Source organism: Lysinibacillus sp. NPDC093190 (assembly GCF_050280425.1).
Lineage (GTDB): Bacteria > Bacillota > Bacilli > Bacillales_A > Planococcaceae > Lysinibacillus.
This window is the reverse complement of record NZ_JBNNVG010000016.1, coordinates 1-26,017: the sequence shown is the minus strand read 5'-3', so window position 1 is coordinate 26,017 and position 26,017 is coordinate 1. Positions and strand designations below refer to the sequence as shown.

At 32.8% G+C, this 26,017-nt stretch carries 36 protein-coding genes and 4 pseudogenes; 17 read left to right on the top strand and 23 right to left on the bottom strand.

The annotated features are described in order from the left end of the window. Nucleotides 1-5: 5 nt before the first annotated feature. From ACQKOF_RS13710 to ACQKOF_RS13700, 3 genes are all read left to right on the top strand, one after another. Entirely contained in the window at nucleotides 6-374 is a 369-nt protein-coding gene (locus ACQKOF_RS13710) for an RNase A-like domain-containing protein (protein ID WP_427557878.1), read from the top strand. A 13-nt stretch (nucleotides 375-387) separates the two neighbouring features. Further along, nucleotides 388-975: a hypothetical protein gene (locus ACQKOF_RS13705; RefSeq protein WP_427557875.1), complete on the top strand. Its 588-nt coding sequence runs from the start codon at nucleotides 388-390 to the stop codon at nucleotides 973-975. Nucleotides 976-1,130: 155 nt separating this feature from the next. Beyond that, nucleotides 1,131-1,442, top strand: a complete 312-nt coding sequence (locus ACQKOF_RS13700) for a hypothetical protein (RefSeq protein WP_427557872.1) — start codon at nucleotides 1,131-1,133, stop codon at nucleotides 1,440-1,442. A gap of 97 nt (nucleotides 1,443-1,539) precedes the next feature. On the opposite strand, the gene ACQKOF_RS13695 is transcribed toward ACQKOF_RS13700, so the two are convergent. Together ACQKOF_RS13695 and ACQKOF_RS13690 are read right to left on the bottom strand one after the other, a co-directional pair. Then, nucleotides 1,540-1,791 (bottom strand): glycoside hydrolase family protein, encoded by a 252-nt coding sequence (locus ACQKOF_RS13695; RefSeq protein WP_427557870.1) that lies wholly within the window; start codon nucleotides 1,789-1,791, stop codon nucleotides 1,540-1,542. Nucleotides 1,792-1,896: 105 nt separating this feature from the next. Then, nucleotides 1,897-2,178: a hypothetical protein gene (locus tag ACQKOF_RS13690; protein ID WP_427557867.1), complete on the bottom strand. Its 282-nt coding sequence runs from the start codon at nucleotides 2,176-2,178 to the stop codon at nucleotides 1,897-1,899. A 102-nt stretch (nucleotides 2,179-2,280) separates the two neighbouring features. Between ACQKOF_RS13690 and ACQKOF_RS13685 the strand changes: the two genes are divergently transcribed. Next, a complete protein-coding gene (locus ACQKOF_RS13685) occupies nucleotides 2,281-2,592 on the top strand; it encodes a hypothetical protein (RefSeq protein ID WP_427557864.1) in 312 nt (103 codons plus the stop codon). 712 nt (nucleotides 2,593-3,304) lie between these two features. On the opposite strand, the gene ACQKOF_RS13680 is transcribed toward ACQKOF_RS13685, so the two are convergent. The 4 genes from ACQKOF_RS13680 to ACQKOF_RS13665 form a co-directional block, all read right to left on the bottom strand. After that, on the bottom strand, nucleotides 3,305-3,427 hold the full coding sequence (locus tag ACQKOF_RS13680) for a hypothetical protein (protein WP_427557861.1): 123 nt from the start codon (nucleotides 3,425-3,427) through the stop codon (nucleotides 3,305-3,307). Between the two features lie 28 nt (nucleotides 3,428-3,455). Then, complete coding sequence (locus ACQKOF_RS13675; protein WP_427557858.1) at nucleotides 3,456-4,208, bottom strand: MerR family transcriptional regulator; 753 nt, start codon at nucleotides 4,206-4,208, stop codon at nucleotides 3,456-3,458. 50 nt (nucleotides 4,209-4,258) lie between these two features. Next, nucleotides 4,259-4,591 (bottom strand): DUF4870 domain-containing protein, encoded by a 333-nt coding sequence (locus tag ACQKOF_RS13670; protein WP_427557855.1) that lies wholly within the window; start codon nucleotides 4,589-4,591, stop codon nucleotides 4,259-4,261. A 176-nt stretch (nucleotides 4,592-4,767) separates the two neighbouring features. After that, nucleotides 4,768-5,190 carry a hypothetical protein gene (locus ACQKOF_RS13665; protein ID WP_427557852.1) on the bottom strand — a complete coding sequence of 141 codons (423 nt, stop codon included), beginning with the start codon at nucleotides 5,188-5,190 and terminating at the stop codon, nucleotides 4,768-4,770. Nucleotides 5,191-5,887: 697 nt separating this feature from the next. On the opposite strand from ACQKOF_RS13665, the gene ACQKOF_RS13660 reads away from it, so the two are divergent. From ACQKOF_RS13660 to ACQKOF_RS13650, 3 genes are all read left to right on the top strand, one after another. Beyond that, on the top strand, nucleotides 5,888-6,205 hold the full coding sequence (locus ACQKOF_RS13660; RefSeq protein ID WP_427557849.1) for a hypothetical protein: 318 nt from the start codon (nucleotides 5,888-5,890) through the stop codon (nucleotides 6,203-6,205). A 769-nt stretch (nucleotides 6,206-6,974) separates the two neighbouring features. Further along, entirely contained in the window at nucleotides 6,975-7,124 is a 150-nt protein-coding gene (locus ACQKOF_RS13655; protein ID WP_427557846.1) for a YjcZ family sporulation protein, read from the top strand. 148 nt (nucleotides 7,125-7,272) lie between these two features. After that, nucleotides 7,273-7,737 (top strand): aminoacyl-tRNA deacylase, encoded by a 465-nt coding sequence (locus tag ACQKOF_RS13650; protein ID WP_427557843.1) that lies wholly within the window; start codon nucleotides 7,273-7,275, stop codon nucleotides 7,735-7,737. A 395-nt stretch (nucleotides 7,738-8,132) separates the two neighbouring features. On the opposite strand, the gene ACQKOF_RS13645 is transcribed toward ACQKOF_RS13650, so the two are convergent. The 3 genes from ACQKOF_RS13645 to ACQKOF_RS13635 form a co-directional block, all read right to left on the bottom strand. Then, nucleotides 8,133-8,330, bottom strand: a complete 198-nt coding sequence (locus ACQKOF_RS13645; protein ID WP_427557840.1) for a DUF6011 domain-containing protein — start codon at nucleotides 8,328-8,330, stop codon at nucleotides 8,133-8,135. 110 nt (nucleotides 8,331-8,440) lie between these two features. Then, a complete protein-coding gene (locus tag ACQKOF_RS13640; RefSeq protein WP_427557837.1) occupies nucleotides 8,441-8,962 on the bottom strand; it encodes a hypothetical protein in 522 nt (173 codons plus the stop codon). Between the two features lie 6 nt (nucleotides 8,963-8,968). Continuing rightward, nucleotides 8,969-9,703 carry an SAR2788 family putative toxin gene (locus ACQKOF_RS13635; RefSeq protein ID WP_427557834.1) on the bottom strand — a complete coding sequence of 245 codons (735 nt, stop codon included), beginning with the start codon at nucleotides 9,701-9,703 and terminating at the stop codon, nucleotides 8,969-8,971. Here ACQKOF_RS13635 and ACQKOF_RS13630 point away from each other — a divergent pair. Together ACQKOF_RS13630 and ACQKOF_RS13625 are read left to right on the top strand one after the other, a co-directional pair. Continuing rightward, nucleotides 9,697-10,464: a tyrosine-type recombinase/integrase gene (locus ACQKOF_RS13630; RefSeq protein ID WP_427557831.1), complete on the top strand. Its 768-nt coding sequence runs from the start codon at nucleotides 9,697-9,699 to the stop codon at nucleotides 10,462-10,464. The two genes, ACQKOF_RS13635 and ACQKOF_RS13630, sit on opposite strands and share 7 nt — an antisense overlap. A 112-nt stretch (nucleotides 10,465-10,576) precedes the next feature. Then, nucleotides 10,577-11,040 (top strand): annotated as a pseudogene (locus ACQKOF_RS13625) (stress protein); the annotation flags it as partial. Nucleotides 11,041-11,633: 593 nt separating this feature from the next. Here ACQKOF_RS13625 and ACQKOF_RS13620 read toward each other — a convergent pair. The 3 genes and pseudogenes from ACQKOF_RS13620 to ACQKOF_RS13610 form a co-directional block, all read right to left on the bottom strand. After that, nucleotides 11,634-12,053 (bottom strand): annotated as a pseudogene (locus ACQKOF_RS13620) (IS3 family transposase); the annotation flags it as partial. Between the two features lie 176 nt (nucleotides 12,054-12,229). Further along, a pseudogene (locus ACQKOF_RS13615) lies at nucleotides 12,230-12,701 on the bottom strand (helicase). 292 nt (nucleotides 12,702-12,993) lie between these two features. Then, nucleotides 12,994-13,224 carry a hypothetical protein gene (locus tag ACQKOF_RS13610; RefSeq protein WP_427557828.1) on the bottom strand — a complete coding sequence of 77 codons (231 nt, stop codon included), beginning with the start codon at nucleotides 13,222-13,224 and terminating at the stop codon, nucleotides 12,994-12,996. Nucleotides 13,225-13,360: 136 nt separating this feature from the next. Here ACQKOF_RS13610 and ACQKOF_RS13605 point away from each other — a divergent pair, with 136 nt between their 5' ends. Beyond that, nucleotides 13,361-13,597, top strand: coding sequence for a hypothetical protein (locus ACQKOF_RS13605; RefSeq protein ID WP_427557825.1), 237 nt, complete (start codon nucleotides 13,361-13,363; stop codon nucleotides 13,595-13,597). Nucleotides 13,598-14,452: 855 nt separating this feature from the next. Then, on the top strand, nucleotides 14,453-14,662 hold the full coding sequence (locus ACQKOF_RS13600) for an excalibur calcium-binding domain-containing protein (protein WP_370043414.1): 210 nt from the start codon (nucleotides 14,453-14,455) through the stop codon (nucleotides 14,660-14,662). A 428-nt stretch (nucleotides 14,663-15,090) separates the two neighbouring features. On the opposite strand, the gene ACQKOF_RS13595 is transcribed toward ACQKOF_RS13600, so the two are convergent. The 6 genes from ACQKOF_RS13595 to ACQKOF_RS13570 form a co-directional block, all read right to left on the bottom strand. Further along, on the bottom strand, nucleotides 15,091-15,414 hold the full coding sequence (locus ACQKOF_RS13595) for a VOC family protein (protein WP_427557822.1): 324 nt from the start codon (nucleotides 15,412-15,414) through the stop codon (nucleotides 15,091-15,093). A 139-nt stretch (nucleotides 15,415-15,553) separates the two neighbouring features. Then, nucleotides 15,554-16,279, bottom strand: a complete 726-nt coding sequence (locus tag ACQKOF_RS13590) for a DUF2278 family protein (protein ID WP_427557819.1) — start codon at nucleotides 16,277-16,279, stop codon at nucleotides 15,554-15,556. A gap of 182 nt (nucleotides 16,280-16,461) precedes the next feature. Then, nucleotides 16,462-16,884 carry a hypothetical protein gene (locus tag ACQKOF_RS13585; RefSeq protein ID WP_427557816.1) on the bottom strand — a complete coding sequence of 141 codons (423 nt, stop codon included), beginning with the start codon at nucleotides 16,882-16,884 and terminating at the stop codon, nucleotides 16,462-16,464. Nucleotides 16,885-16,902: 18 nt separating this feature from the next. Then, nucleotides 16,903-17,175 carry a retropepsin-like aspartic protease gene (locus tag ACQKOF_RS13580; protein ID WP_427557813.1) on the bottom strand — a complete coding sequence of 91 codons (273 nt, stop codon included), beginning with the start codon at nucleotides 17,173-17,175 and terminating at the stop codon, nucleotides 16,903-16,905. Next, the gene (locus tag ACQKOF_RS13575; RefSeq protein WP_427557810.1) at nucleotides 17,141-17,491 is read right to left on the bottom strand and encodes a hypothetical protein; all 351 of its coding nucleotides are present in this window, start codon (nucleotides 17,489-17,491) and stop codon (nucleotides 17,141-17,143) included. The genes ACQKOF_RS13580 and ACQKOF_RS13575 overlap by 35 nt, the downstream gene beginning before the upstream one ends. Before the next feature lie 220 nt (nucleotides 17,492-17,711). Beyond that, entirely contained in the window at nucleotides 17,712-17,864 is a 153-nt protein-coding gene (locus ACQKOF_RS13570; RefSeq protein WP_427557807.1) for a hypothetical protein, read from the bottom strand. 337 nt (nucleotides 17,865-18,201) lie between these two features. On the opposite strand from ACQKOF_RS13570, the gene ACQKOF_RS13565 reads away from it, so the two are divergent. Then, nucleotides 18,202-18,348 (top strand): YjcZ family sporulation protein, encoded by a 147-nt coding sequence (locus ACQKOF_RS13565; protein ID WP_427557804.1) that lies wholly within the window; start codon nucleotides 18,202-18,204, stop codon nucleotides 18,346-18,348. Between the two features lie 399 nt (nucleotides 18,349-18,747). On the opposite strand, the gene ACQKOF_RS13560 is transcribed toward ACQKOF_RS13565, so the two are convergent. Next, complete coding sequence (locus ACQKOF_RS13560; protein WP_427557801.1) at nucleotides 18,748-19,164, bottom strand: DUF6241 domain-containing protein; 417 nt, start codon at nucleotides 19,162-19,164, stop codon at nucleotides 18,748-18,750. Continuing rightward, nucleotides 19,137-19,358 (bottom strand): hypothetical protein, encoded by a 222-nt coding sequence (locus tag ACQKOF_RS13555; RefSeq protein ID WP_427557798.1) that lies wholly within the window; start codon nucleotides 19,356-19,358, stop codon nucleotides 19,137-19,139. Before ACQKOF_RS13555 ends, ACQKOF_RS13560 begins: the two co-directional genes overlap by 28 nt. A 254-nt stretch (nucleotides 19,359-19,612) precedes the next feature. Here ACQKOF_RS13555 and ACQKOF_RS13550 point away from each other — a divergent pair. The 5 genes and pseudogenes from ACQKOF_RS13550 to ACQKOF_RS13530 all read left to right on the top strand — a co-directional run. Then, a pseudogene (locus ACQKOF_RS13550) lies at nucleotides 19,613-19,768 on the top strand (IS256 family transposase); the annotation flags it as partial. A 658-nt stretch (nucleotides 19,769-20,426) separates the two neighbouring features. Continuing rightward, nucleotides 20,427-21,044, top strand: coding sequence for a hypothetical protein (locus ACQKOF_RS13545; protein WP_427557795.1), 618 nt, complete (start codon nucleotides 20,427-20,429; stop codon nucleotides 21,042-21,044). A 700-nt stretch (nucleotides 21,045-21,744) separates the two neighbouring features. Then, a complete protein-coding gene (locus ACQKOF_RS13540) occupies nucleotides 21,745-21,873 on the top strand; it encodes a hypothetical protein (RefSeq protein ID WP_427557792.1) in 129 nt (42 codons plus the stop codon). A gap of 299 nt (nucleotides 21,874-22,172) precedes the next feature. Then, entirely contained in the window at nucleotides 22,173-22,619 is a 447-nt protein-coding gene (locus tag ACQKOF_RS13535; RefSeq protein WP_427557789.1) for a GNAT family N-acetyltransferase, read from the top strand. A gap of 202 nt (nucleotides 22,620-22,821) precedes the next feature. Further along, complete coding sequence (locus tag ACQKOF_RS13530; protein ID WP_427557786.1) at nucleotides 22,822-23,409, top strand: hypothetical protein; 588 nt, start codon at nucleotides 22,822-22,824, stop codon at nucleotides 23,407-23,409. 154 nt (nucleotides 23,410-23,563) lie between these two features. On the opposite strand, the gene ACQKOF_RS13525 is transcribed toward ACQKOF_RS13530, so the two are convergent. The 3 genes from ACQKOF_RS13525 to ACQKOF_RS13515 form a co-directional block, all read right to left on the bottom strand. After that, a complete protein-coding gene (locus ACQKOF_RS13525) occupies nucleotides 23,564-24,049 on the bottom strand; it encodes a hypothetical protein (RefSeq protein ID WP_427557783.1) in 486 nt (161 codons plus the stop codon). Nucleotides 24,050-24,067: 18 nt separating this feature from the next. After that, nucleotides 24,068-24,844 (bottom strand): alpha/beta fold hydrolase, encoded by a 777-nt coding sequence (locus ACQKOF_RS13520; RefSeq protein WP_427557780.1) that lies wholly within the window; start codon nucleotides 24,842-24,844, stop codon nucleotides 24,068-24,070. 201 nt (nucleotides 24,845-25,045) lie between these two features. Then, nucleotides 25,046-25,525, bottom strand: coding sequence for a hypothetical protein (locus ACQKOF_RS13515; RefSeq protein WP_427557778.1), 480 nt, complete (start codon nucleotides 25,523-25,525; stop codon nucleotides 25,046-25,048). Between the last annotated feature and the right edge of the window lie 492 nt (nucleotides 25,526-26,017).

Genomic DNA, 26,017 nt, shown 5'->3' with positions numbered 1-26,017 from the left:
AAAGAATGATATCAAATAGAGAAATAATGTTCTATGATTTACCCAACGAAGAACTAGAAAAAAATATAAGAATTTCATTTAATGATATTACTTGCTTTTATAACAGAGATATGGCTATTGAAATTGTCAATGAAATATTGAATATGCATAGTGAAGAAATTGCTCAATGGTTATGGGAAGACTCTAGTGATTCCCGTAGACGCATTAGATTAGACTCTAGCCATCAATATCCGATTGGCTATGGCATTTCACAACGCACAAAACAAAAGTATACAGATCTAACAAAAAGTTATATTATTTTGGAGAAATCAGGATTTTCTGAAGAAGGATTTTACATTATCTTCACGGCGCCGTTAATAGAATACAATGAATAAGGGAGTTATCTGAATGGAAAACCTTGATGAAACTAAGTATTTTTTACAAGCTCATTTTTACCCACTGATTGAGTGGGAACAACTTGAAGATGCAGTTATCGATTATAGGAAAGTATCTAGAAAAGAACGCTTAAAACTCAAAGAAGAAATCCTATATCTTAAACAACTGTTGGCTCAAAAACAATATGATAAAATACAAGATATTATTAATGTCAATGACTTAGAATATACCCAAGTATGTGATGTTAAAGAAATACAAAGACTAGTGAATGAAGTTTTACCTATTATCGAGAAATATGAATATAAAGAGGACATTTCTTATGTTCCTTTGAAAGCTCTAAATTATATTTTTGATACAATTATTATTCCAACGAAAACATTTTTATCTTTTGATTTTATTGCTATCGATATTAAAAGAGAAGGGGATACATTTATTCAACATTTCAAGAAGGATTTGCAATATGTTGAAAAAGCCTTTAAAGAGAATGATAAATCAAAGATTGAAGAAATACTGCAAATTTCGAATGAAAAAGGTGTTTATATTTTTGACTCTGAATATAGAGACTCTTTTATTCAAGAAGTTATGGAGAGTTTGTCATAATTAATGATAGGAGTCTACTGACCTCTCACACTACCATACGTATGATTCCGTATACGTAGAATGAATCTCTGTATTTAAATTACTATGTATTTAATCAAAACTTCCCATTAAAATGCACTATGTAATAAAAATTTATTACATAAGAGCAAGGAAAAGTGGAATCATTTTCAATAAATGATAATGTTAACATTGTTCCTTATGAAGACAAATGCGGACTAAGAGACGATAGAACTTATTTGATTTGTTATAGTGGATGGAGAGCCCATTTTCACTACGATGATAAAAAAATATTAAATGCTTCTATATCTGAAGAGATTCCATATTTAATAATATTTAAAAGTAACCCATTCCATACTTTTGGTAAAGATGTAGAGATAGTAAAAGAATATTTACAAGAAAAACACGGGATAAGAGAATTTCAATATTTTGCCCCAGACAGAGATGAAGATTGTTATGTAACATTTTAATCATGAATTAAAAACTGACCAAGACGGCTATTAAGCTTCTTGGTCTTAAACATTTATTAAGTTGTACCATGAAATGTAGTAAAGCTTATTTTCCCTGCTAAAATGGCACTTTTTGCAATCTGTTTAGCATACCACCAGCATTGCAATAAAGTAACATCTCGTTTCCCGCTTTATCCCATTGACGATCATTTTTTAATAGTGCGCTATTTTTTAGGATGTGACGACCAAGATTATACTGGAAAGAAGCAAGCTCATCATACTGATTCTGATTTAGAGGTACTTTAACATATAGTTTAATGGTATTGGCATGATCTTGTACTTGTTTTCGTAGTAGTTCCCATGCCTCCACTTTTTTATCGTTTGCTCTTTTTTTACTGCCTAAAGAGTTGCCTCATTTTAGAAAAGTCTGGTTTGAGAGTGCCTTTAAGATTCACTTTTAACTAGTATTTTCCGATTACAAATTGTTTAGACTATCTCTTGAAATTATTCCTTCTTTTATGCCTTCTTTCAATAGTAGAATTAAATGTTTTTCTTCTAAATCTAATGGTCTTGGAACAAAATGCTCTTTTCCATCACTATTTTTCTTATAATAGGCAAATCTTATTTCTTTGGTTTTCTTCTCTTTAACATATATTTCTTCTATTGCATATACAGATGACTCAACTTCAACTTTCCCTTGCTTTAGCAAATCACAATAGTCGGTCGATTTCAGAATTTGATTTTTACTATTTCTCATTTTAGCTCCCTCGCCTTATACAGACATATTTACACTGGGTATTATTCCCTTTGTTATTTATTATGTTAATATTTCCTTATATCAATTGAAAGGAGTTTTTTTATGATTGAAAGATTAACCTCAAAAGATAAGTTGCAAATTGCTGTTGAGACTAGTCTGCAACTTGTACCGTATATCGGAAGTTCATTATCTACCGCTTACTTTTCCACAAAACAAGAAAAACGTTTTAAAAGAATTGAATCTTTTTACGAAGAACTTTCAATGCAAATGAACAATCTGGAATCTACGATATGTGCTTTTGATAAACATGATGAAGAAAGTTTAATTGCAATTTTAGAAAGATTAAATGACGAGGTTGAAAAAGAGTCCTCTTTTAAAAAACCCAACTATTTTAAAAACTTTTTTTGCAATTAGTTCAAAGTCCCACTACTACTACTAATAATTATGATAACGTATACTACTACTAGAAACTTTATCAACTATTACTTTACTAGAGTTTCAAATTTTACTTAGCTACAGCGAATTCAGTGAACATATAAAAGATACTATTAATGAAATAGAACCAAGCTTACGACAAGGAGCTTCTAGTCGATTGGAGTCACTTGATTTATTACAATCTTTCTATTTCTCCGATACCTATGTTGGTCAAAGCCCTGTGTATAAAAATATTTCCATTTCCGACTATGGTGAAAAGTTTATCCATTTTTATATGTAATAAGTCAATTATTTCGAATTTCTTCTAAACACTACACTATCTTCTGCCCAAACTTTTAATTTATGGGCTACCCCAAGCTATGTGTAAGGCTCTCCTTTGCGGTAAAATATTTATCTGTCGGGCTAGCTCATTGCGAAACCGTGATAAAGCTACACCACGTTATTATAGTAAAGCGTTGTGTTTTATTTATAGTGCATTTCCGTGCACTTGTTGCTCAGTAAGTTTGTTTTAGTAAGTTTGACTGAATTATGGAAAGTGGACGAAGTTCACATAAAAACCACTCCTTTTTCCGTTTTTGGCTCTTTATATATATTAGAAATACCTAATCTAATATAAAAGTGGGGCCGGCCATGTTGTCGCTTCTTCGCTGAACGTTTTGTCAGCGCAGGTCGGTCGTCGGTCTGTCTTTCTCTAATATAAATACCAAGGTAGGAAACCTTTACAGCCCGTTCCTACCTCCAAGTTTACATTACCGTATGCAGAAAATAGAAGCTTTGGAACATCTGAAACACTTGGCACATTTGTATCAGACATTATGTTGTCTCACTAGACGATAATTAAATTAGTTTGAATTATTTTTATAAAACTCCATAGCTTCTTTTAAAAATTCTTGTTCCTTTTCTGTAAAAGGATTTGGAAATGAAAATGATTCTGTGGATGGTAGCTTTTCTTCAACCAAATCCAAATTTCCTTTCAAGGTTTCATCCATAAGCAGTAGAAGTGTTTCAATAGTTTCTTGTGTTTCTTTCGAAGACGGTATAGCATCAGTAAACGTTAAATGTTTGATTTCAGATAAAACTTTAGTCCATTTTTTATCTAAATCGATTTCTTCGGATTTATTTATATTAAATAATTCATCAGTTATATCTTTAGAAAAGTGCTCTTTAAACCATTTTTCTGTATCTTCTTCAAACATTAATTTTTGAAGCATAGCACAAAATATTTCAATATTTATGATTTCCTCATCTTCTATTGTTTCAATAAGATGGTTTAAATCTGATAAAATATTAATAATCTCAAGTTTTTTTGCTTCAAATAACTGCTTTTGGTATTTTAAAGATTTTAATATTGTCTCGCCTTTAACGGTGTTTTTTTGAAGCATGATTTTAATATCTTTTAGGGATAATCCAAGAAACTGCAAGGATTTAATGTTTTGTAGAATAGTTAAATCCTCTTTTGAATATAGTCTATGTCCACCCTCTGTATAATCACTTGGCTTAAGTAGGCCTATACTGTCATAATATCTTAGTGTTCTAATGCTAACACCAGACTTTTGCACAAGTGCTCCAATAGTAAATATACCTTTTCCAGACAAATTACCCACTCCTCTTGTTCCTATATTGAAACTTAAAAACCCTTGATTTTTCAGACTTTAAAGTAACGTATAACTGGGTAAGAAAACTTTTTTCCTTTTAAAGTATAAATTGCTGCAATTATAATCAATATTGTTTCAAGTATAATAAGTGCAAAAGAAAGAACGGCAGCCGCGCTCCATTTTTTAGAAATAAAAGTTAGTAACAAAAAAACTGGGAAGAAAGTAAAATGAAGGTTCATTCCTTCTTTTGCATGGTCGGAAAAATATTTATTTCTATTCTTTGATATCAAGTATACTAATATAGGTAAAACAAAAGTTAGTAATAGCGAGAACAAATGCATTAAACTTGCCAATCCCCTATTTAATAGACTCTCTTTTTTCATAATACTGTGCCTCCAATAGCGTAAATTATTTAGTTGTTACCTTTTAATTAAGTAACTAAATTCATCATAAAAGGTGACGCTACTGGAGATTCAAGTACAAAATTAATTTAATCCAATTAATCTTTATTTAACCACTCCTTTGTTGGTTAGATGTGCCAATAAAAAAACTCCGAAGATCACTTCAACATCATGTCTAAAATACGCTCACGTATGCGCTGTACGCTTGTATGGCTCATGTTAAGCTTTGCTCCAATCCATCGGAAAGGCATGACTTCTAACAACCAGTAAAGCACCTCTTGCTCAATATCACCATAAACCTTGTCGATTAGATTTTGCACCACAATCAATTCATTTTTGATTTTGTTGATTCGTACCTCACGTGAAGCTCTAATTTGAACATGTGCATGCACTGGATCACTGTTACCTCCGACAGCTTTCGGCATAGTCGCTTCAATTCCATATGCAGCTGTAGATCCAGCAACAGTCAAAGAATCTAATGCATCCTTCATTCTCATATACTTACACATGTTGTCATGATACTTCTTGATTGCCTTGTCCAACTGATAACGATTTAATTCTTTTTGCCCTTGTTTGCCCATTAGGATTGCCCCCTAAGTTGTTTATGATATACTACTGTTATCTGACAAGCCTTAAAAGGGCATAAACCAATTCTGGGCTGTAGCGTGTGACGACGCTACGGCTTTTTTATTAACAGGGTAAATAATGGCGAAATATTTTACATTGTATTAATATCCCAATTATGGTATAATAATATTGAACACGCATAAAGGGGAAACCTTTAATCTGCTGTAGCGTTTACAAACGCTGCGGCTTTTCTTATTTACTTTGGTTATCAGATGCATTAGAATATTTAATGAAAAATGGTGGGCTTTCCCTCCTTCTTTCGGCTATTTGCGACGTTTCTTCTTGGAGGGAGTGCGTCGCTTTTTTAGTTACTCCCTATTTTCTGTTGCTCTAACCTAACTTTTCATCTACTCCAATGCGTAATTTGCTCATATTGTACAGTAAATAATTTCTTATTCACCTGAACTTAACCTTCACTCACATCATAATAAGAGCTGTATCCTTAAACTTGCCCCTTGAATACTTAATACTTTCATATTTTTGACCTTTCACTAATACAAAACACATACGTCCGCAATCATACTAAGATATCCTTCAATGATCGAAATGTTAGTTTTATTTCACTCCCGACATTACATGTGTATAATGAAACTATAAATGTTATATTTTTGAAAAAACATTGATATAGGACAAAATTAAAAGGGGCTTGAGATGAAAAAAGTTATAGGAATACTTTTAATATCAGCAGTTTTACTTGTCGGTGGAATGTCTTACTTTATTAAAAAGGATGATATATATATTACTGCTAATGAACTTCAATCCCAAATGGATGAATTTATTGAATCGAAAACTGTTTCATATGCTTTTGAACAATATGGTGTCCATGCAGTAGGCGGGAGTGGACAAGAAAAAGTACTAACAATTCGTATGGATAATGAACAACACAAAGAAAAAGTAAAAAAATACTTTGAGAAATCTCTTAAAGATGTAGGTATCGATTATAAGGTAGAAGTATGGGTAGACAGTTAAAAACGTACAGTACACAAACATCATCCTTCTGTGCACTTTCCTTATTGATTGAATTTAGCGTTGCTTTATAACAACGCTTTTTTTAATGCTGCTGCACATTTTCTTTCAAGTGGTCATTTTTACTTGGCGCATGTACAGAGCAATTACCAGACCATGGCGCAAAAACTAAAATGCTATCAGGATTATTTTTGTAATCTGTCCTGCCATCTTTTGAACTGTTTCTTGTGTTACATCAAAAATTACGTTTCTCATTTTAGTAGCTCCCTTACTTCGCATTTTCTTCATATTGTTCATTAGTTTACTGTAGCTTGTGACGCGCTACAGCTTTTTTAATGTATAGGTAACTTCAATTTGCACAAATTAATACTGAGTGTATCGCATGCACTTATTAAGTTGTGGCGTTAGTTGACCGTCACGGCCTCCCTCAACAGGGAGCTCGGTGACCCTTTTAATAGTTTCTTTCCTTATATTGTTCATTAGTTTACTGTAGCGTGTGACGACGCTACGGCTTTTTTATTTTTAAATCTATTTCACAGGCAATTCACTATACAAATACAGCTATCACATCATAATAATAGTAAGGTAAAGCTAATTTAGCCTTACACCTCCGAAACTTTTTACTAAGGGTCACTCCTATCCCAAGTGACCCTCTTTTTTATTTTCTTATCTCACAAAAATATATTTTTTAATGCCTATAGCTGAATAGTTTAACACCCCATTCCTTCTCTACAGCTAACATATTATATATTGTAGAAAGGAGGTGTGTTTTATGGGATACTATGGTGGAAATGTTGGTGGCATTAATAACTGCGGCTACTCCGGTGGCGGATATGGTAATGGTTCTGCATTTGCCTTAATTGTTGTGCTATTTATACTTCTAATTATTGTCGGCGCTACTTTCTTGAATACTGGATATTAACATTTCCGATTTAAGGGTCGCCCACCCAGCCTGGTGACCCTTTTTATATTTTATAGTTACTTTCCTCATATTGTTCAGTAGAATGGTATTAAAACTCGCATTATTGTGCTAATATTTACACAAATAAGATTATTAAAAGGAGGCCTTTATGAATTCATATGAAACTATAGTTAAAGAATTTTTAAACTCTAACAATGTAAAAGCTGAGCACTTTGTATTTAATCAATCTTGCCACTCTGTAAAAGAGGCTGCTGAAGCAGTTAATGGTTCGGAAGACGATTTTGTAAAAAATATTTGCATGATTGACTCTAATAATGAATTAATAGTAGCTATTGTGAAAGGAAACAATAGAGCTAGTACAACTCGTGTTGCAAAATCATTAAAAATAGAAAAGCCAAGACTTGCTAATGGAAATGAAATTATTGAACGTACAGGTTTCCCACCAGGTGGAGTTCCTTCTTTTGGTTTTCAAGCAAATTTTTTAGTTGATCCGAAAGTGACAAATATGGATTACATATATACTGGTGGTGGTTCCGAAAACTCATTAGTTAAAATAAATGTTCAAGACTTATTGAAAATCAACCAAGGTACTATTATTAAAGTAAGTAAATAGCAATTCTTAACAACCGTATAAAATGACGGTTGTTTTTTTTGCATTGTAAGAATAATGGATAATGCACTTATCTCTACTGCACAATTTCTTTCAAGTAGCCCTTACGATCCCAATGCTCAGGAGTTGCCTATTAGTTCATTTTCAAACCTCCTAAGTACTATTTGATGGTTGCTGATTAAAAGTTTTTACAATGCGGTTCTACCAACAACATGTATTTGTTGAGTTCTTATAGATTAAACAAGTCCATCTGCTGCCATTCTTCAGTTATGATCTCAAACCGACTTTTTTGATACGTTCCAAAATGAGAACCAGAGTGGGGAAATCTACTAACGTCATAAGCTAAACCGCTATGAGGGTACAAAAAATATATTTCACCTTCAACAAGGTTCGATTTTTCAAGTGCATGTATGCATCGTCCTTGCATCGATAACACCTCCACACGAAAATTCAGGGTCAAAAATTGTCATTTGAATCTTTAAAAATTCTGCATTTTCTGCTTCTTTCGTGGCCTTCTTCTTACATTGACGCCCCATACCATTATTAATTGATTTTTGTGACCGTAATTTACGGCCACACCTTTTACAACTACTCATTCAAGAATGCTGCCCCTTTAGCTACATAACAAAAGGGCTCCCCCTTTTTCAAGGAAAGCCCCTAAGTACAATACTGCTTTAATTAATTAGTAAATTAACAAATGTTTTAATTATTCATTAGAGATCTCATAATACGTATCATAAAGGTTTTTATAGTTACCTTTTAGCTTATTAATATTAGTGTAATCATTTGAAATAATATCAATAACATCACTACTTACATATAATAAATATTCATTGGAATAGAATGAAATATATGCTCCTGTTAATCCTTTTTTAACATTAAAACAGTAATTATATACATCTAAAGGATCTAAGTTTTTTATAGAAGCATAAATTACTCCATCATTTGTATCGCCTTCTAATACTACATCCTCTTTCCAATTTTTCAAATGAATAATTTGACCAATCTTTGTTTTGGCTGACTTACGTTTTTTATTGAAAATATATTCAGAAACAAAGATAGCATTAATATCTTTATTCCCATTAAATATTTGATTAATAATTAATTGTAGGTTAACACTACTTAGCTTCTCAATATCAAATCGTATCCGATTGTCTTCATGGACTTGGAAAAAAGGTGTCACTTGAGTACAGTCAAAATCAATATTAAAGTCTTTTAATTTTACCAAAGTGTATCAATCTCCTATTCTATTTAATTCGGCATCATAGGTTCCTGAACGTGTTTTCTTTGAACCTAAATTTTTTATAGAGTCGGCGCCTTTCCATACTCCTCCATTATGACCATCTTGATCTATTGAAATATATTTAGGTTTTCCTTTTTTATTATAAAATATTTTAGCTCCATGTGAATATTGGTTTTCAACTAAAGAATACCCTAAATCTTTAGCTGCTTCTTTTGCTACAGCTGGGACTGAGCGAATCATAGAAGCAACAACACTTTTTCCCCATTTTTTCAAAGCTTGTTTAAGACCTTGCTTTGCTATAAACCCAACGATAACACCAACTACTGGCCAAACAGATTCCTGTAACTCTGCACTATCATACAGATATTCTTCTCCAGTTTCATGGTCAATAAAGCTGGCTTTAAAATTATCTTCATCAGTAATTGATAAAAGCGTAACATCGAATTTTTTATCAATAGAATTACCATATTTATAATCTAAATTGGCACTTACTGTTATAGTATCTGTATCTTCATTAAACTCTAACATACTAATAATAGTAATTTCTTCTGTATTTAAACTAGATTCAACGTATTTAGAGTCGCCTTCTATAAAATAATTATGCTCTACTATTTCACTATTAGAAACTAAATTATTCTCTTCAGTATTAAGTTGAACTAGTTCTGGCCCTTCATTTTCAATCGATACTGCATACCCTACACCACCATAAGCTATAAATAATGACACAGAAAATACAAGGCACCCTCAATCACCTATTTGAAAATAGCACAGCCTTTTACACGCTGCGTGGCACACACAATGCAGCGAAGATGATGTTTGCCTATGCAAAGGAAATTGGCTTGATTGAGATGAACCCAGTTGAAGCTTCATTTATACCGAAGAAAAAGCTGACGTTAGAGGATGTTAGTAATGAAGAAACCGCGAAACTCTATTTAGAAACTAACGAATTGAAGGAATTTTTAAGTTACGTGGACAAGCACCGCAACATAATGTACCGCACCCTCATTTACACAATCGCCTTCACAGGCATGCGCCCAGGTGAAACAATTGCCTTGAAGTTGGAGGACGTTGATTTAAACAAAAAAATCATTAACATCAACAAAACTGTCTATGCGAAAAAAAGCATCCGGGGCGACTTCGAACTCACACCACCCAAAACTTTCGGCAGTGTCCGATCCGTCGATATTGATGATATTGTCGTGGAGAAATTGAAGCAGCTCTACCAATGGCGTGAGGATCGCAAATGGATCAAATCCGACTTTGTATTTGGTGACAAAGAGGGCATCCCCCCTACCGTCAAGATGCTCAACCAAACAGTCCAGCGCCTCGGTGCCCTCACCAACATCAATAAACAATTCCGTACCTACATCCTCGGCCATACTCATATTAGTCTATTGGCGGAGAATTTTGGTTGCTTTTTTGTTGCTTTGGTTGCTTTTTATTTTGAGACAAACTTTCGTATTTTAGCAAAGAATCAATGGGAATAATACAGGCGGGTCTAATTGGAGAATAAGATAACTAATCACATTTGTCTGTTTTTTACATGTACTTTTACCTCTATATTTCCTAGAATGGAAATATAGAGGGAGGATTTTATAGATGAAGAATAAATTAATTTTTAGTACAGCATTAGTATTAAGTTTAGGATTAGCTGGATGTGGAAGTGATTCATCAAAGGACGATAAACCAAAAGAAAATGGTGTTAATACTGAAGAACATCAAAAAGTTCTAGCTAAAACAACAGCTGATGTAATTAAACATTTTAAAGATGATGGTTTAGAACTAGGAGAAGTTTCAGACTTACCAAATGATGAATTTGGAAATATCCGAAAAGAAGGTAAAAGAATTTTAATCCCTTCTCTTGGTGATGATTCAGGTGGTCGAATATTTTTATTCGATAATGAAGAAAATCTAAAGCAAAGAGTTATTATGATGAATTAGGAAATTCAAGTTCTATGTTTTATTCTCACACTCATCAAAGTGGAAAATTTTTATTACAAATGAATGGTGATATGGAAGATAATGAATTTGCTAAGTATGCGGCTTCACTAGAAAAAGCTGTAACAGGTTCTACTGACATTAAAATAAAAGAAGAAAGTAAAGCCAATAAAGCAGATAATTTAACAGAAGCGAATGTTGGTGATGTAGTGAAAAATGATTTTGCAGGTACATATACAATCACTGATTTATATGATGTACCAAATGACAAGTATAAAAGTGCTGATGTTGAATTTTCAATTGATGGAATGAAAACAGCTAAACTGGTTGCGCGTGATCCAAAAATGATTGAAACAGATGCCGAAACAAATGTACTTATTCTATCTATAACAGGAGAAAATTTATCTGATGATACTTTAAGTTTTCATCCAAATTCAGCGAAAATGACTACTGATACAAAACGTCAAATCAATTCAATTGTTGAAATTTCTCATTTCGAGTCGGAATTTATTGGTAAGGTAATACAAAAAGGTGAAGTTATTTTTGATTTAGGAAAAGAAGGTTTAGTAGGTGTCAAAGAATTAAAATTTGTTTTTGATAGTGCTTCAAAAGATAACAGATATATTGGAGAAAAAGTAACTGTAGTTGTACCAGTAAATAAAAAATAGGTCACTCAAATTGTAATATGTACCCTTTGTAAAGAACATTTAAAAAAAGGTTAGGCAACTTTCTGAAGCTGCTGTCTGTATTTTGCAGGCGGCAGCTTATTTAAATTCCATTGCCCTCGATAATGATTGTAGTAAATCATATAACTCTTAATTTCTTTCTTTACTTCTTCTAACGTTTCACATGCTCTAATTGTTGTTTCATCTTTAAAATGTCCAAAGAATGATTCTTGTGGCGCATTATCCCAACAATTCCCTCGACGTGACATGGACTGCCCCAAGCCAATTTTCTTTACTAAGCCTTGGAATTTTGGATTCGTATAGTGGAAACCTTGATCCGAATGGATAAAAGCATCTTCCCTTAAATGGCGATGCTTCTTCAATTTATGTAACGTGTTGAGCGCAATTTCTATACTCAACGTAGAAGATACTTCATAAGCTAAAATTTCATTTGTTTCAGCGTCTTTTATCGTTATTATAAGAATCTCCTACTTTAATAAAGTTTCCATTTAAAATGGTCATTTTATGCATACCCATATCATTGAAATACACAAAGGCTGCATTAGAACATCGAAACATATTTTTTCTATCTCAAAACATGCTACATGTTTTACATTTGTTCCTTTTGTTACATCTGTTACATTTGTTCTTATCCACGAAGCCACAAAACACCATTAATTTGTCTAAGGTAAAAGCCTTTCGGAAATTCATCATCTTCAGTTAGTATCTCCGATGCTATTGTGATGGAACCTGAAGGAGCTTGTTGTTGCTGTAAAGGATTGCCTGAATAACCTTCAAGCTGATCCAGGTACTCCAATCTTAGGTGAGGTCCTAACTCAAGCGGGCACAACTCCAAACCAAGTTCCCCAGCTCTTTTATAGATTTGAGTCATATTAGCTCCTTCAAGAAAACCAAGGTCTTCAACAGTTAGTTCAACGGTCTGTATGCTGTACAGAAGTCATAAATTTATCGTCTGCAAATAGCCTCTCTCCATACTCATTCATCAAGATAGAGTATTGTTGCAATTTCTGGATAAGCTGCGATTTAGTAAGCCCACCAACTTCCACCGTTCTACTAATAAATGTGCAAAAAGGATATATTTCATCATTTTCAAAACGCAATTGTAGTCACTCCTATCAAATTTTTGTACATAGAAATATTCTACAATTGCCTATAAATTTCCTTGGTCACTAAAAATGAAGAAGCCTTCCGACTACTTCGTCACCTGTCTCAAAATACTATTTCTTACTCTGAGAATTGTAGTACTTGATAGTTTCACGTGCTTGCCAATCGCTCGCTTACTATTTCCATTAAGTAATCTGTGAAGCACTTCGATTTCCCTGTCTCCATGCACTAACGGAATACGTTTTTGAACCTCTGCAATCTTTTGCTCGTATTCCTTAATACGATAATTTAGTGAATATACACGACTTTGCACCTCTGTAAATACTGGATCACTTGTACCTCCAGATGCTTTTGGTAATGTCGCTTCAATACCATAGATAGCTGTTTTATCCCCAATGTAACTGCTGTTATCAACTTTCGCAGCTGTCTTGCTTCCTCAATCGTTTCAACCATCCATCGATAATTCTCAATCCACTGTAACAAATTCTTTTTAGTAACTGCCGTTTGCTCTTTTAACATAGGTTTGCCCTCCTACCTGTGATATTATACTTTTGAGAAACCTAAAGGGCATAAACCAATTCTTAGCTGCAGCGAGTGACGACGCTGCGGCTTTTTTATGTTATCATTTACAAAAAATACATACCGAGGTAACTCAATGGACATATTTTCAGGTTTATCCCTTGGTGGAAGTCTGCTTTATTTCATTCCACCTATGTTATTACTACCTGTTGTAATGGTGGTTTGTGTAGCAATTTACAAAACCTTATTCGGAAAAATATTACCAACTAAAGTTTATAATTTATTACTTGGCCCGATTGCCCTTCTTGGATTCTTAATTTGGGCTATTCCGATGGACATGGGATTTTATGAGTTTTTTAGAGCGATATTATAATCGCTCTATTTTCGTTTAATCATGTCGTTATGCTTTTTGTTTGCTTTTTTTAACTGATAACAATTTATTTTAATACTGCTTATATTTTTTAGATTAATATTCCGATTATGGTAAAAATGAGCTGGTTTTATTTTACCAATAAAAAAAACAGGCTCAAAATCAATTGAGATCCTGGGATTTAATTTTGTTGACCTAAAAGTAATAACTCTACCTATGTTTTCATTGCTTAAAACTAGCTACAAATACAATTTTCCATAGATTTGAGTTCTTTTCCATAACATATCTCCTTCCGCATTCCTAGATTGTTTTGAAAGAATTATCTACAAGCAAAATGAAGATACTGCATAGAATGTTTTGGCAAAAAAAGGATAATAGTATTGTTTTCTAGTTTAGAATTTCAAGTAGAGGTAATATACATAGAGGTGGAAGATTCTTATGAAGATTGAACATCTCCTACTTGTTTAACCGCGAATGATAATTTTTTATTTATTTGGAATCTAACGACACCAAAACAATTTATAAGGAATTTATTACCTTGCTTTAAATAATTATACATTTTATCAATTAATTTTCAAACAATTTAAAAGAAACATAATTATGTATTTCACAACAACCATCATTGTAAATAAAAAACAATAATGGATATTGTTTTTTCACAAACAAAATAGTAATATTTACTCAAGGTCGTTAAACCTATTGTTTTACATCAATTAACAATAATAAAGAAAAATCTACTTAAATTACTATTGTTATTATGTATTTCATTATAAAACGATAAAAATAATTCTAGGAGGAACATTTATGAAAAAATTAGCTACTTCAATTATCGCAGGTGCATTATTAATCGGTGGAACAATGAGCATCCCGACACCAATAGAGGCAGCAGCGAAAACATACAAAAATTGCGCAGAGTTAAATAAAGACTACAAAGGTGGCGTTGCTAAGGATGCCAATGTGAAAAACAAAGGTGGAAAGACAAAATACAAACCTTTTGTATCAGCTGAACTATATAAAGCAAATGCTTCGAAAGATCGCGACAAAGATGGTATTGCTTGCGAGAGATAAAGTTTGTAATACCGTAGAATGTGTCGATACGAGCAGTATCACTCGATTCCAAAAGCTAAACATAAAGCAAAATTAAAAGCTATGGAACGAGGCTGGGACATAACTATTTAGCTCTTTGCGAAAGCCGAATTACTTTCAAATAAATTAAGCACTATATTTAGAAAACCCCAACAATGGCAAAACACCGTATGAGTGTCTTGCAAATTTGTTCGGGTTTTACTTTAGCTAAAATACTTTTGTCCCAGCCTCTTTTTCTATGTCGCATATTCTTTCGTTTTTTCCTCATGTACTTCAACTAAAGTTACCCTATAGTTTAAGTACAATTGTTCACAGACAAGTAAATTTAATCTAATCGAACTATTGGCAACGAATAAAATAACAAACTCCTACGAAATGGAAAATATAAGCCATTAAATACTTTGATATTTCTATATTTCTCGCATTGAGCCTAATACGATGTTATATCCATCTGGATCTTTTATACAGGTATCTTTATACTCCCAGTTACCATGTGTACCTGTAAAAGGCTCCACCTCAATTTCCCCACCATTTTCACGAACTTCCTCACCCAAAGTGTCCAAGACATCCCAGCTAACGTGAATATATGTGTCCCATCCGAATTCAGGACCTTCCCAAACGGTAGGATAATCTGAACGCTTTTTTGATGTTGCATTTGGTCGTACATCCTCTGGTGAGTCCGACTGCTGAAGAATAATAGTCATCTCATCTCGCTCTGCGTGTCCCCCAGTCATCAATTTTACATCCAAGAATATCTCAATAGTATTCCTGTGATTTTGTTAAATCTGAAACTAAACGCACTTGAATCGTTTTACCTAATTTCCCCTTCTTTTGTTGTTTTACTTCCAACTTTACTCACTCCTATTAAAGAAATTATAATTGTTGGAACAACCTCCCCGCTGATTTGTTATTTATATGGTTACATTCACTAACTGGCTTAGTTGCATGTCCATGGTCATCTGTACACCAAGACTGCGATTGGAATGCAAGGAATATACCAACCCATCTATTTTCTTCCTCAAAATAAATGAGTACACCACCATCTTGCCATATCCCGTCGTCATTTCTAAAATCCCTACTATTTCCTTGATTCATATGAATATCATGTATGCCTCTGCCTGGAGAAAAACCGAAATATTTATCTCTTGCGTCTTCATTTTTAAATTTTTCTCCGTAAGCATATACTATTGCTTTTTTAGTCATTGCCTCTTGCATATATTTATTAACTTTCTCATTTAAGTCATTGTCTGGCCCATTTTTTGTTGCAGGAAGAGGAATCATTTTTTTGGGATCAAATAAGCCACCACGAATATAATCTAATGCAATTTCGCGATTTTCACTAGTAACCTCAGTAAATCCTTCTTCGTAATTTGGAATAATTGTTATTTGATTCGAATTGAAATCTTCACTAACAAAATATAGGACTTCTGAAGGCTTTACCTTAGAGGCAACATTAATCGCAATCCTATAATTCTCCTCACTTTTATCCTTCTTTGTTGCTCGAATATGCACTTCGTAATGAGGAGTCTTGTCATATGAATCCACAGGTCTCACGTCAACAACTTTACCTTTTAGCACTCCGTATTTGAATAAGGGCATGAACTATTACCTCCAATAAATTTATGATATTAAAACCTTATACAATGATTAAATACATAAGAGGTTGTAATAATTGCTTGACTCTTGAAAGCATCATTAGTTAAACACAAGCTCAAATTTTCTATTCGTATAATCAATCACCATAAGCCCATCCTTAGCAATATCACTACCAAAAACACCATCTAGCTTGAAAAAGTAGCAAGATCTGTCAACATCTCTCTCACGTTGTGTAAGCTGATCGATTGATTCGCATTCAGATTAACAATTAAACTTTCTATGCTGTCTAATTTTCTCTCTTTTACATCACCGAAGCCTCCAGAATGTATCATTCTTTTCGTTATTTTAAGATCCCCGATTTTCGATAGAAGTGGTTGTCCAAAATGGGTCTTATTCGCACCCGTGTCTAAACCGAAATACAATGGAACTTGATTCTGACCTTTCACTTTCAAAATCGGATACCCACAGAAGAAAAGGTTGTTATCCACACTATTTTTTCGTTGCGGTTTCTGAATTACGACCTGTTTTCGTCCATAGTCGATTTCCAGAAAAATATGTTGTATGATATCCCATCCAATGATACCGTCTACCTGCATTATTTCTTCCATTTTAGGATTTTGAATCCTTTATAAATCATTCGCTAACACCAATATAGGCTGCTTAAGAATCGTCAGACCCTGTATGACAATTGAATCGATGATGGCCAAATCGGTACTGAAATTTTGGTTTGTTGAATTTCCAACCTCAAATTCTTCATCTTTCACAATGTTAATATTACAGTCACTTACTAAAGCATTTGAGATGACCGTCATCCCTGCTCCAGTATCTAACCAAAAGCTTTTCTTACTTCCATTAATCATTACATCAATCGTTGGAGAGCCAGAGATGCTTAGTTTCATTGGAATACATATTTGATCGTTTAAGAAGGCGAATGTTGTTACGATTGCTTTGATCAATGCTTTGATCATCAAGAAGGCCGAGCATCTCTAATTGTTTCCATTCGGATTTAGAAAAATAAAGCTCAAATAAAATCTTGGCACAGCTACTTCGTAATGAGAGATCATGAGACTCACAATACAGATCCTTTAAAATTTCTGCAGCCAAACATTCTTTTCCTTCTGTAATTAACTTTAAAGCAGAGACGAACTCTTTTTGTTCATCATTCATTTCCAATATTGCAAAATCAAACTTCTCCATTTTGTCTATAACATTCAATTTATCCCCTCCTACAAATAATTTACTTTTCTTTATTACTTCTTTATACTTCCAACAAATTCCTTCTACTTCAACAAAACTTCATCGTTAGTTGAATTATCTTTTTGAAAAACAAAAAAAGCAGCCTTTCGACTACTTCACCATCAAAATTTGTTTCTGACTCTAAATATCGTTGTACTGGAAAGCTTCATAGCTTACCAATTACTAGTATGTATTCCTATTAAGCAGACTGTGGCACCTCAATAAATACCAGATTACTTGCATTCTTTGGAAGTGTTGCTTCAATGCCATATATAGCCGTTTTAGCCCCAACGTAGCTGTTATTATCTACTTTCACTTTCTGCTGTCTTGCTTCCTCAATAGATTCAATCATCCTATAATGCTCATACAAATAAACCTTATAAGAAGGTCTTAAACCAATTCTGAGCTGTAGTGTGTGACGACGCTACAGCATTTTATTTTTATACCTATTTCTCAGGCTATGAACTATACAAACAAAGCAATCACGACATATTAATAGTAATGTAAAGCTAATTTAGCCTTACACCTCCGAAGTCTTGTTACTAAGGGTCACTCCTATCCCAAGTGACCCTTTTTTATTGTCTTATCCCACAAAAATATATTTTTTAATGCCTTTAGCTGAATGGTTTAACACCCCACTCCTTCTCAACAGCTTACATATTATAGATTGTAGAAAGGAGGGATATTTTATGGGATACTACGGAAACGTTGGTGGTATAAATAATGGATGTTACTATGGTGGCGGATATGGTAATGGTTCAACATTTGCCTTAATTGTTGTTCTATTTATACTTTTAATAATTATCAGCGCTACTTTCATGAATAGAGAGTATTAACATTTCCGATTTAAGGGTCGCCCCCAGCCTGGTGACCCTTTTATAGTTACTTTCCACAGATTGTTCAATAAAGCACTTTTATTAAATTACTGATGATTCTGCGGTTTTTATTTATGGCATTGCTACTTAGTGTTGATTTCAAATAAAATACTTTAGAACAAAGTCCATTCATTATATAAAAGATTGATAATTAATAATAACGTTCGATAAAAATCTAACTTAAGGATTTTCCAATGTATTCAGCGGTTTATCTTTAGAATTATAAATCATTCATCTTATTTTGCACGATTTTAGACCAAAAAAGAAGCTAACGTATTCGCCAGCTTCTTTGTTATACTCAAAAACGAATGAAAAGATTGCCTATTGGATTCGTTTTTTCCGCAATTTATTAATTAAAATTTATTTTTCCGTTGAACTACCTAAAACTTCTTCTACCTCTTTACTGAAAACTTGAAATATATAATCTATCTCTTGTTCCTTTGAAGCAACACCTATCGCCGCGCCAAGATCTTTTGACCCTTGAACACGCATCATAACGTTGTGGTCATCGTCAACTGTTGAAAAATCACCCATTTTCCAACACTTTAATATTTCTAAATATTTATCATCATGCTCGTATTTATCTTTATTTTCTTCTACCATCTGTATCAAAGTGTCGATTCTTTCGGGCGTTATCATAATTGAACTTTCTTTTTCATCAGCAATAATCTTTTGATGCGCCATTTCTTGAATAATTTCTTGCATTAGATTATCAATAAAGGGTTCATTTCCACTTTTCCATTCATCAATCATTTTGGAATATGTTGATTTTTCCAACCAATAGTCGTATCAACTGTCGATACAAACTCTTTCTTCTTATTATCTTTCGAAATTGATTGACCGCTATCCAATTCGCTCTCAGTACTTTTAGATTTTTCGTTTTCATAGTTCTTCTTCATCATTAAATAAGTACCACCTATACTCAGCGAAGCTGTTAAAACAATTATACCTAAAACATGAATCCACTTCATTTTTTCATCACCCAAATTATCATATAAAAACCAATAAGTAAACATGAAAAAAAACAACATGATCCCCGACTATACGAGAGATTCCTGTCTCTTTGTTCTTGAATCTTCTCCTTTGTAGATAAAATAGCTTCTGTCTTACTTTCAATATTTTCAATTTTAATATGATAGTAATAAATGAATTAAATAGAATTTAAATAGAAAATTGGTAAATTAAAATGACCGGACTGTTATTATTTTGTGAAAATGCTGATCCAACCTCATCTAAAGAGCAATTTCCAAATGAAGAATCACTTGAATGCTTCCTTGTTTCACAGTTCGAAGATTACAACCAAAACTTTGCGACAATGGGAAGGGTTAACCCTTCCCAAAAACCAAAATCATTTCTTCGAACAAATCTATTTAATAATTAAAAAATGATGATCTAAAACCAACCATTTGCAAACTGCTTAACAAGAGCAACCATACAAAAACATCTAAAAATTTGTTGACTTTTTCCTGTTTTTTGTTTTATATTTACAATATCCATGTGCTGTTTAACAGGTAACTGTTAGGCAGCCTTTTAATTACTAGCATGCAATAATTACTGGTACACCAATGGCTATAATGAGTAACTCACATATTACACAAAATTCTTTATGTGATCTCGGCCATCATCTGGCATATAAAGAAAATTCACTAACCGTTTCAGTATCTGAACCACCACTTACCCACTAATACCAAGCGTTCATGCAACGATAACTTTGTTTATTTGAACATTTGGCACCTCCAACTGTTGCTGGCCTTATTGACCTTTTACACTTCCATGTAATCCATTTTCTGACTAACCTGTAGTGCTTCTAAACTTTGGATAATGTTGTATGCTCTTTACATGGCTACATCGTAATATTCCCATAACCACATTTGTTTCCATTGCTCCGATAGCTTCGTAGGTTGCCTTACGATGCTTAATTAGTCGTTAATACACGACCGTTGTCATGGACGAATATTTGTAATTGATTCATGTTACAACTTCCTGAAAATTATCTAAGGTATTTTGTGGGATATTTACAAATAAAGGAGTTGTTATTAGTGTCTTCAAAAAATGTATCTATCGGTCTTACACAATTTACAGACTTTACTTTCAAAGGCGTTACTGGTAAAACTTCAATGGTTAGACAAATAAAATATCAAGATGAATACAATCCTGCTTTTGATTATTGGAAACCTTTACGGGATGGTATACGAAAATTTCATGAAAACGAATTTAGTAACGATTACCTGCTTTCTCTTGCTAACAAAGTTTCTCAAGCAAAACAAAAAAATTACCTGGAAGCAGTCAAAGCACATTTAAAATTTATTAAAAATAAAGAAATTGAATGGTTTGAACCAGGCAAATCCAATTGGTATAGCGAATATATAACTGTCCGTTCATCACCAGAACTTGGATTAAAGATTGACGGAGTTCCACACTTAATCAAGTTATATTTCAAAGGCAAGGACGAACGAATTGATAAAAACAAATGCCGCTCATCTTTGACACTATTAAATCAATCTAATTTTAGCATTGAGCATTCCCCCGATATAAAACCTGCAATTTTAAACGTTCAAAAAGGTAGGTTGATTTCAGATGAACCCTCTACTGAAGATCATCTAATTGCACTTGAATCTGAAGCAGCACAATTTATGGTTATTTGGAACAAAATTTAATCAAATTCGAACCCCTTTGTGCACACGCAAGTGCCCCCAATCGTACCAGTAGATATTTTTAGCTCTAAATCGAATTGGTGTATCTGTGCGTTCCACCTAACCCTTAGGCTTTTTTTCAAATCTATTTCTCAAGCTATAAACTATACAAACAAAGCTATAACGTCATATTAATAGTAATGTAAGCTAATTTAGCCTTACACGTCCGGTTCTTGTTACTAAGGGTCACTCCTATCCCAAGTGACCTTTTTATAGTTTTTTTACCTAAAAGTCCACAGCATATTTGCCTATAAGTCTTGTATCTTTTTATTGATTAACATGGATTCTGCTTTACTATTAAAATTCTACTAATATTATGGGGATAAATGAATAAAATAGGATATAAATTCATATTTTCATAAAAATAATTTATCGGAGGAATTATAGTTTTAATTAGAAGTGCAAAAGCTCAAGATTGTCATCTATTAAGCAATTTAGCCTATAAGTCAAAAGCCTATTGGGGAAATTCGGAATATTTTCTACAACAATGTAAAGGTGATTTAACTAACAAAAGAGTACATAGAAGAAATCCAATAGCATAAATCCCTAATTACCTTTGTAATAATTTCCTCGTAAAATAAAGTTTAATAAAACATTCATATTTTATTTGGTTCTAATCTCCCAATTAGTTGAGTATAAATAAATAAGGAGGGAGGTGTTTATATTGAAAAAGAAATTAGGAATAATTCTTTTTGCTGTAGCGATTTTTAGCGTAACATCTGTATCCACTGCCTCTACTGCATCTGCTGCTAAATGCGTTCCCGCAGGTACGGCATGGTCATGTGATTACTAAGGAATTACCAAAAAGGGGAATATTAAATTAAAATATTTAATTAAAAGCCACTTCATAGTGGTTTTTTATTTGAAATATACTAGTTGACCTGTCATATACTCACCTCGTTACATTTTTTACTGCACAAAATCTTCAAGTTTTCTTTTCGCTCACCTACACAATACTAATTCAAGCTCTTTTCCAATTAAAATAGCATCTGCTTTACTTTCAATATTTCTAACTTTGATATTTTGGTAATAAATGAATAAAATAGGATTTAGGTTCATGTTTTCATAAAATGATTTATCGGAGGAATAATAATGTTAATTAGAAGTTCAAAAGTTCAAGATTGTCATCTATTAAGCCATTTAGCCTATAAGTCCAAAGCCTACTGGGGATATACAGAAGTTTTTCTACAACAATGTAAAGCTGATTTAACTGTAACAAAAGAGTACATAGAAGAAAATCCAGTTTACGTAATGGAGAGTGACAACAAGATAGTAGCATTTTATAGCTTTACTATTAATGAACAGAAATTAGATGCATTATTCATAGACCCTGATTATATCGGTAAAGGATTTGGGAGAATGATATGGGACCATTTATTAAATAAAGCAAAGGAGTTAGGAATAAGCGAATTTACTCTTGATAGTGAACCTAACGCAGAAGGCTTTTATTTAAAAATGGGAGCAAAGACCATTGGCTCTACTCCATCTACTGTGTTTCCTGACCGTCATCTTCCTCTAATGAAAGTTAAAGTGTTGTAAAGACCCAGACAGCAATTGATCTAGTCGATATAATATATATTGTGCAGCAGCATGTCCAAGATAAACAGAGACTAACTCAACTAATTTATCGAGCGCATAGGCCCTTGGATAATAAGATAACTAATCACCATTATCTATTTTTTGTTTGTACTTCCCTCTTATAATTCCCTAAAATGGAAATATAGAGGAGGAGATTATAGAAATGAAAAAATTAATTTTTAGCGCTACACTAGTAATTAGTTTGGGATTAGCTGGTTGTGATGAAAATGCCACTAAGGAAGATAAACCTGTTAATGAATCTCCAAAGCAAGAAACAATTGTATCAGCTACCAAAGAAAAAGTTGCAACTAAATTAACCGCAGAAAAGTTCAGACAAATCATTGAAGGCATGACTTATGAGGAAGTTATTAAAATTGTTGGTTCAAAGGGAAAAATGATTTCTGAAATTGGTACAGCGGGTGAACCGAATCATACTATTTTGTACGATTTTGAAACAGATGGATCTCTCACAGCTGTTAATATGATGTTCAAAGGTGGTAAATTAATAAAGAAAACTCCAATGGGTATGAGTTCTTCTAATGTAAAAATAACAATGGAACAATTTAATAAACTTGAAAATGATATGTCAGAAGCTCAAGTATTTGAAATTCTTGGTGGAGAAGGAGATTTAATTACTAAATCAGGTGATCTCAAAATGTATACTTATGCTGGTAAAACATCGTATACTAGTGCATCTATTACCTTTCAAAGCGGTAAATTAAAGAATAAAACGCAGATGAGATTAGAATAATTTTTTTGCGGAGGTTACTCAAATTGAAATGCACCCCAATCGTTAGATTTTGGCCTAACTGTTGGAGTGCATTCAAACTGAGTGATATGCAGCAATAATAAAGTTTTCAAATTTGCATTTAAAATAAAAAATAATGCTATCACCCCTTCGCTCTTCAATCTTTGATTAAGTCCCCTCCAGTACTAAAATGATGTTTATCATCGACGGTTTCCATATAACCATTTAATTGAATACTAGGATTATCAATTCCTAACAAAGATTTATCACCCATACCTTCAAACGGCATAAACACATTTAAAGTAACCTTTTCCTCTGGTTGAATATCTAATTTGTTTCCCTTAGCTTCAACCTTATATTCATTACTTTTATGAGCATTTTCCCCTTCCTTTATCATGAAGGAAACAAAAACATTATTTTGCTTTATCACGTAATCACTATCATTTATCAATTTTATGGAATATGATATTCTTTCTTTTAGAGTTTCCTTTAACTCCAGCTTAACTTTTTTTATATCATTTAAAGTGAACTCTTTTTCGCTATCGCACCCTGCTAATAATACTAAAATTAAAATAAATGAAGATAATAATTCAATTTCAATGAGATTCCCCCGTTGCTTTTTTGATTGCTTTGTTTTACCCAAAGATCCTAAAGTAGAAGATCATTCATCATTATTTTTCAACTGAGTGTTTTCCTTTAACATTAGAATAATCTCCTCAATCACTATCTTTGGCTCATCATGATGTATATAATGTCCACTACAACTAGCAATCCGAAACTTGCTTAACGCTGATAGTTTTTTGAAATCCTCTTGGAGACTTTGTTCAATTTCCAATATCTTTTGCGACGGCCATCCCTCTTCTCCACTATCAGGTAAACCTCTTGTAATAATTGTGAGAGGGAGGTCAGTTTGTCTTGAATGATCAACAATTTGCTTATAGCTCTGCATTTTATCAATATTTTCACTATTCAACGAAGGGTTTTCTAAATATTCTCTATTTCCCGCAACCAGATTTTCCGGTAAAACCTGTTCATAAGCAAGTTCTTTATATTCCGGTGCGGCATCAACCAAAATCATTCCGCAGATGTCGAGTGGATGGAGACTGGCATACAATCTTGCAATTAAACCACCAAAAGAATGCCCTACTAGTATATATGGCTTCTTTACGTCAAGTTCTTGCAACAAGTCAGATAGTTCCTCGACCAAATCATGACAAGTCTGTGGGACAGCTGCGACTGAACTCCTACCAATACCCGCCCTCGTGTAGGACAAAGTTGACGTTTCATCCGATATTCGATCTTGGACTTTTTTCCATGTCTCAAAGTTATCGCCTAATCCAGCTATAAAGATGACACTCGGAGCACTGTCACGTTGAAATTTCGTATACAGACCGCGATTATCATCGATATTGATTATCTTTTTATTTTGTTTGTTCACGTTTAATCACCTATTCTAATTATAAACTTTATATTACTTATATTACCATAACTATATCGCATTACTAAATTACTCATATAACCCCTAGAAAATCTCTATATACTCGATCTTTGTTTATCTAAAAAAATTTAGAAGCGTATTCGAATCTCCCGAATACGCTTCTATTTTCTAAAGGCGAATAAATAAAAATTGCCCCATTCTTTAATTAACCTTCGCCAATTCTAATTTCCTTTTATGTAAATAATTCGAATAAAATAAAATGATTAATACTAGACCTATGATAAATGAGAAATTCCCTATTTTCAGAAAAACGATCTTTGTATAATTGTCTAACGGCGTCAATTGGAAAATAAAATATAGCGTCAAAGGTATTCCAACTAAAGAAACTAATAATATATTTTTATTTTTCCAATAACCAAATAGAGTTTTTATGAAATAAGTGAAAAAGATCCAAAGACTAAAAACTATTAAAGCATGAGATATTCTATCAGCTAATTGTCCCTTCAGTACAGTTAAAAAAAGAATAGAAAACACGACTAATGAAATAAATGGAGCAATCACAATTAACATATCCATTCTTTTAATCGGTAAATACAACTTTGAATCAGCCACCAATGAAAATGATGCTCTTTGTAAATATAAAAATAAACAAGCAATCATGATCAATCCTAAATATAACAATATAATACCTTCCTTCAGCCCTTTATCCTAATAAAGGAAACTTGTTTTTGTTAAAAATATAGAATATTATACTAAAATATAGAATGTTATACTATATTTATTGCAACAATACACTATTTTCTTATTAGAATATTGGGTTTTGTTTCATTTTAAGCAATTGTCCAACAAAATGAGCGAATTCTAAATTCATTATTATCTAATGCAAGTTATCACGACATTACACCACGCCAATTTTTTATGTAATCAAAATACACCTGTAACTAGTACTGTTGACCACCTCGATAGCTTGTACAACGCATAAAAAAGCTCTTCACTGATATGTGAAAGGCTCAATCTTTATAGGCCACTTAGTTGTATTTATAAATATAATCAATTCTGGACTTGCATTATTTCATTCAAAAAGAGGCTGGGACAAAAGTGTTTCAGCCAACAAAAATACCGAACTATCCAATGAAACGCTCATGAAGTGTTTCAAAATAGTTCGGTTTTTCT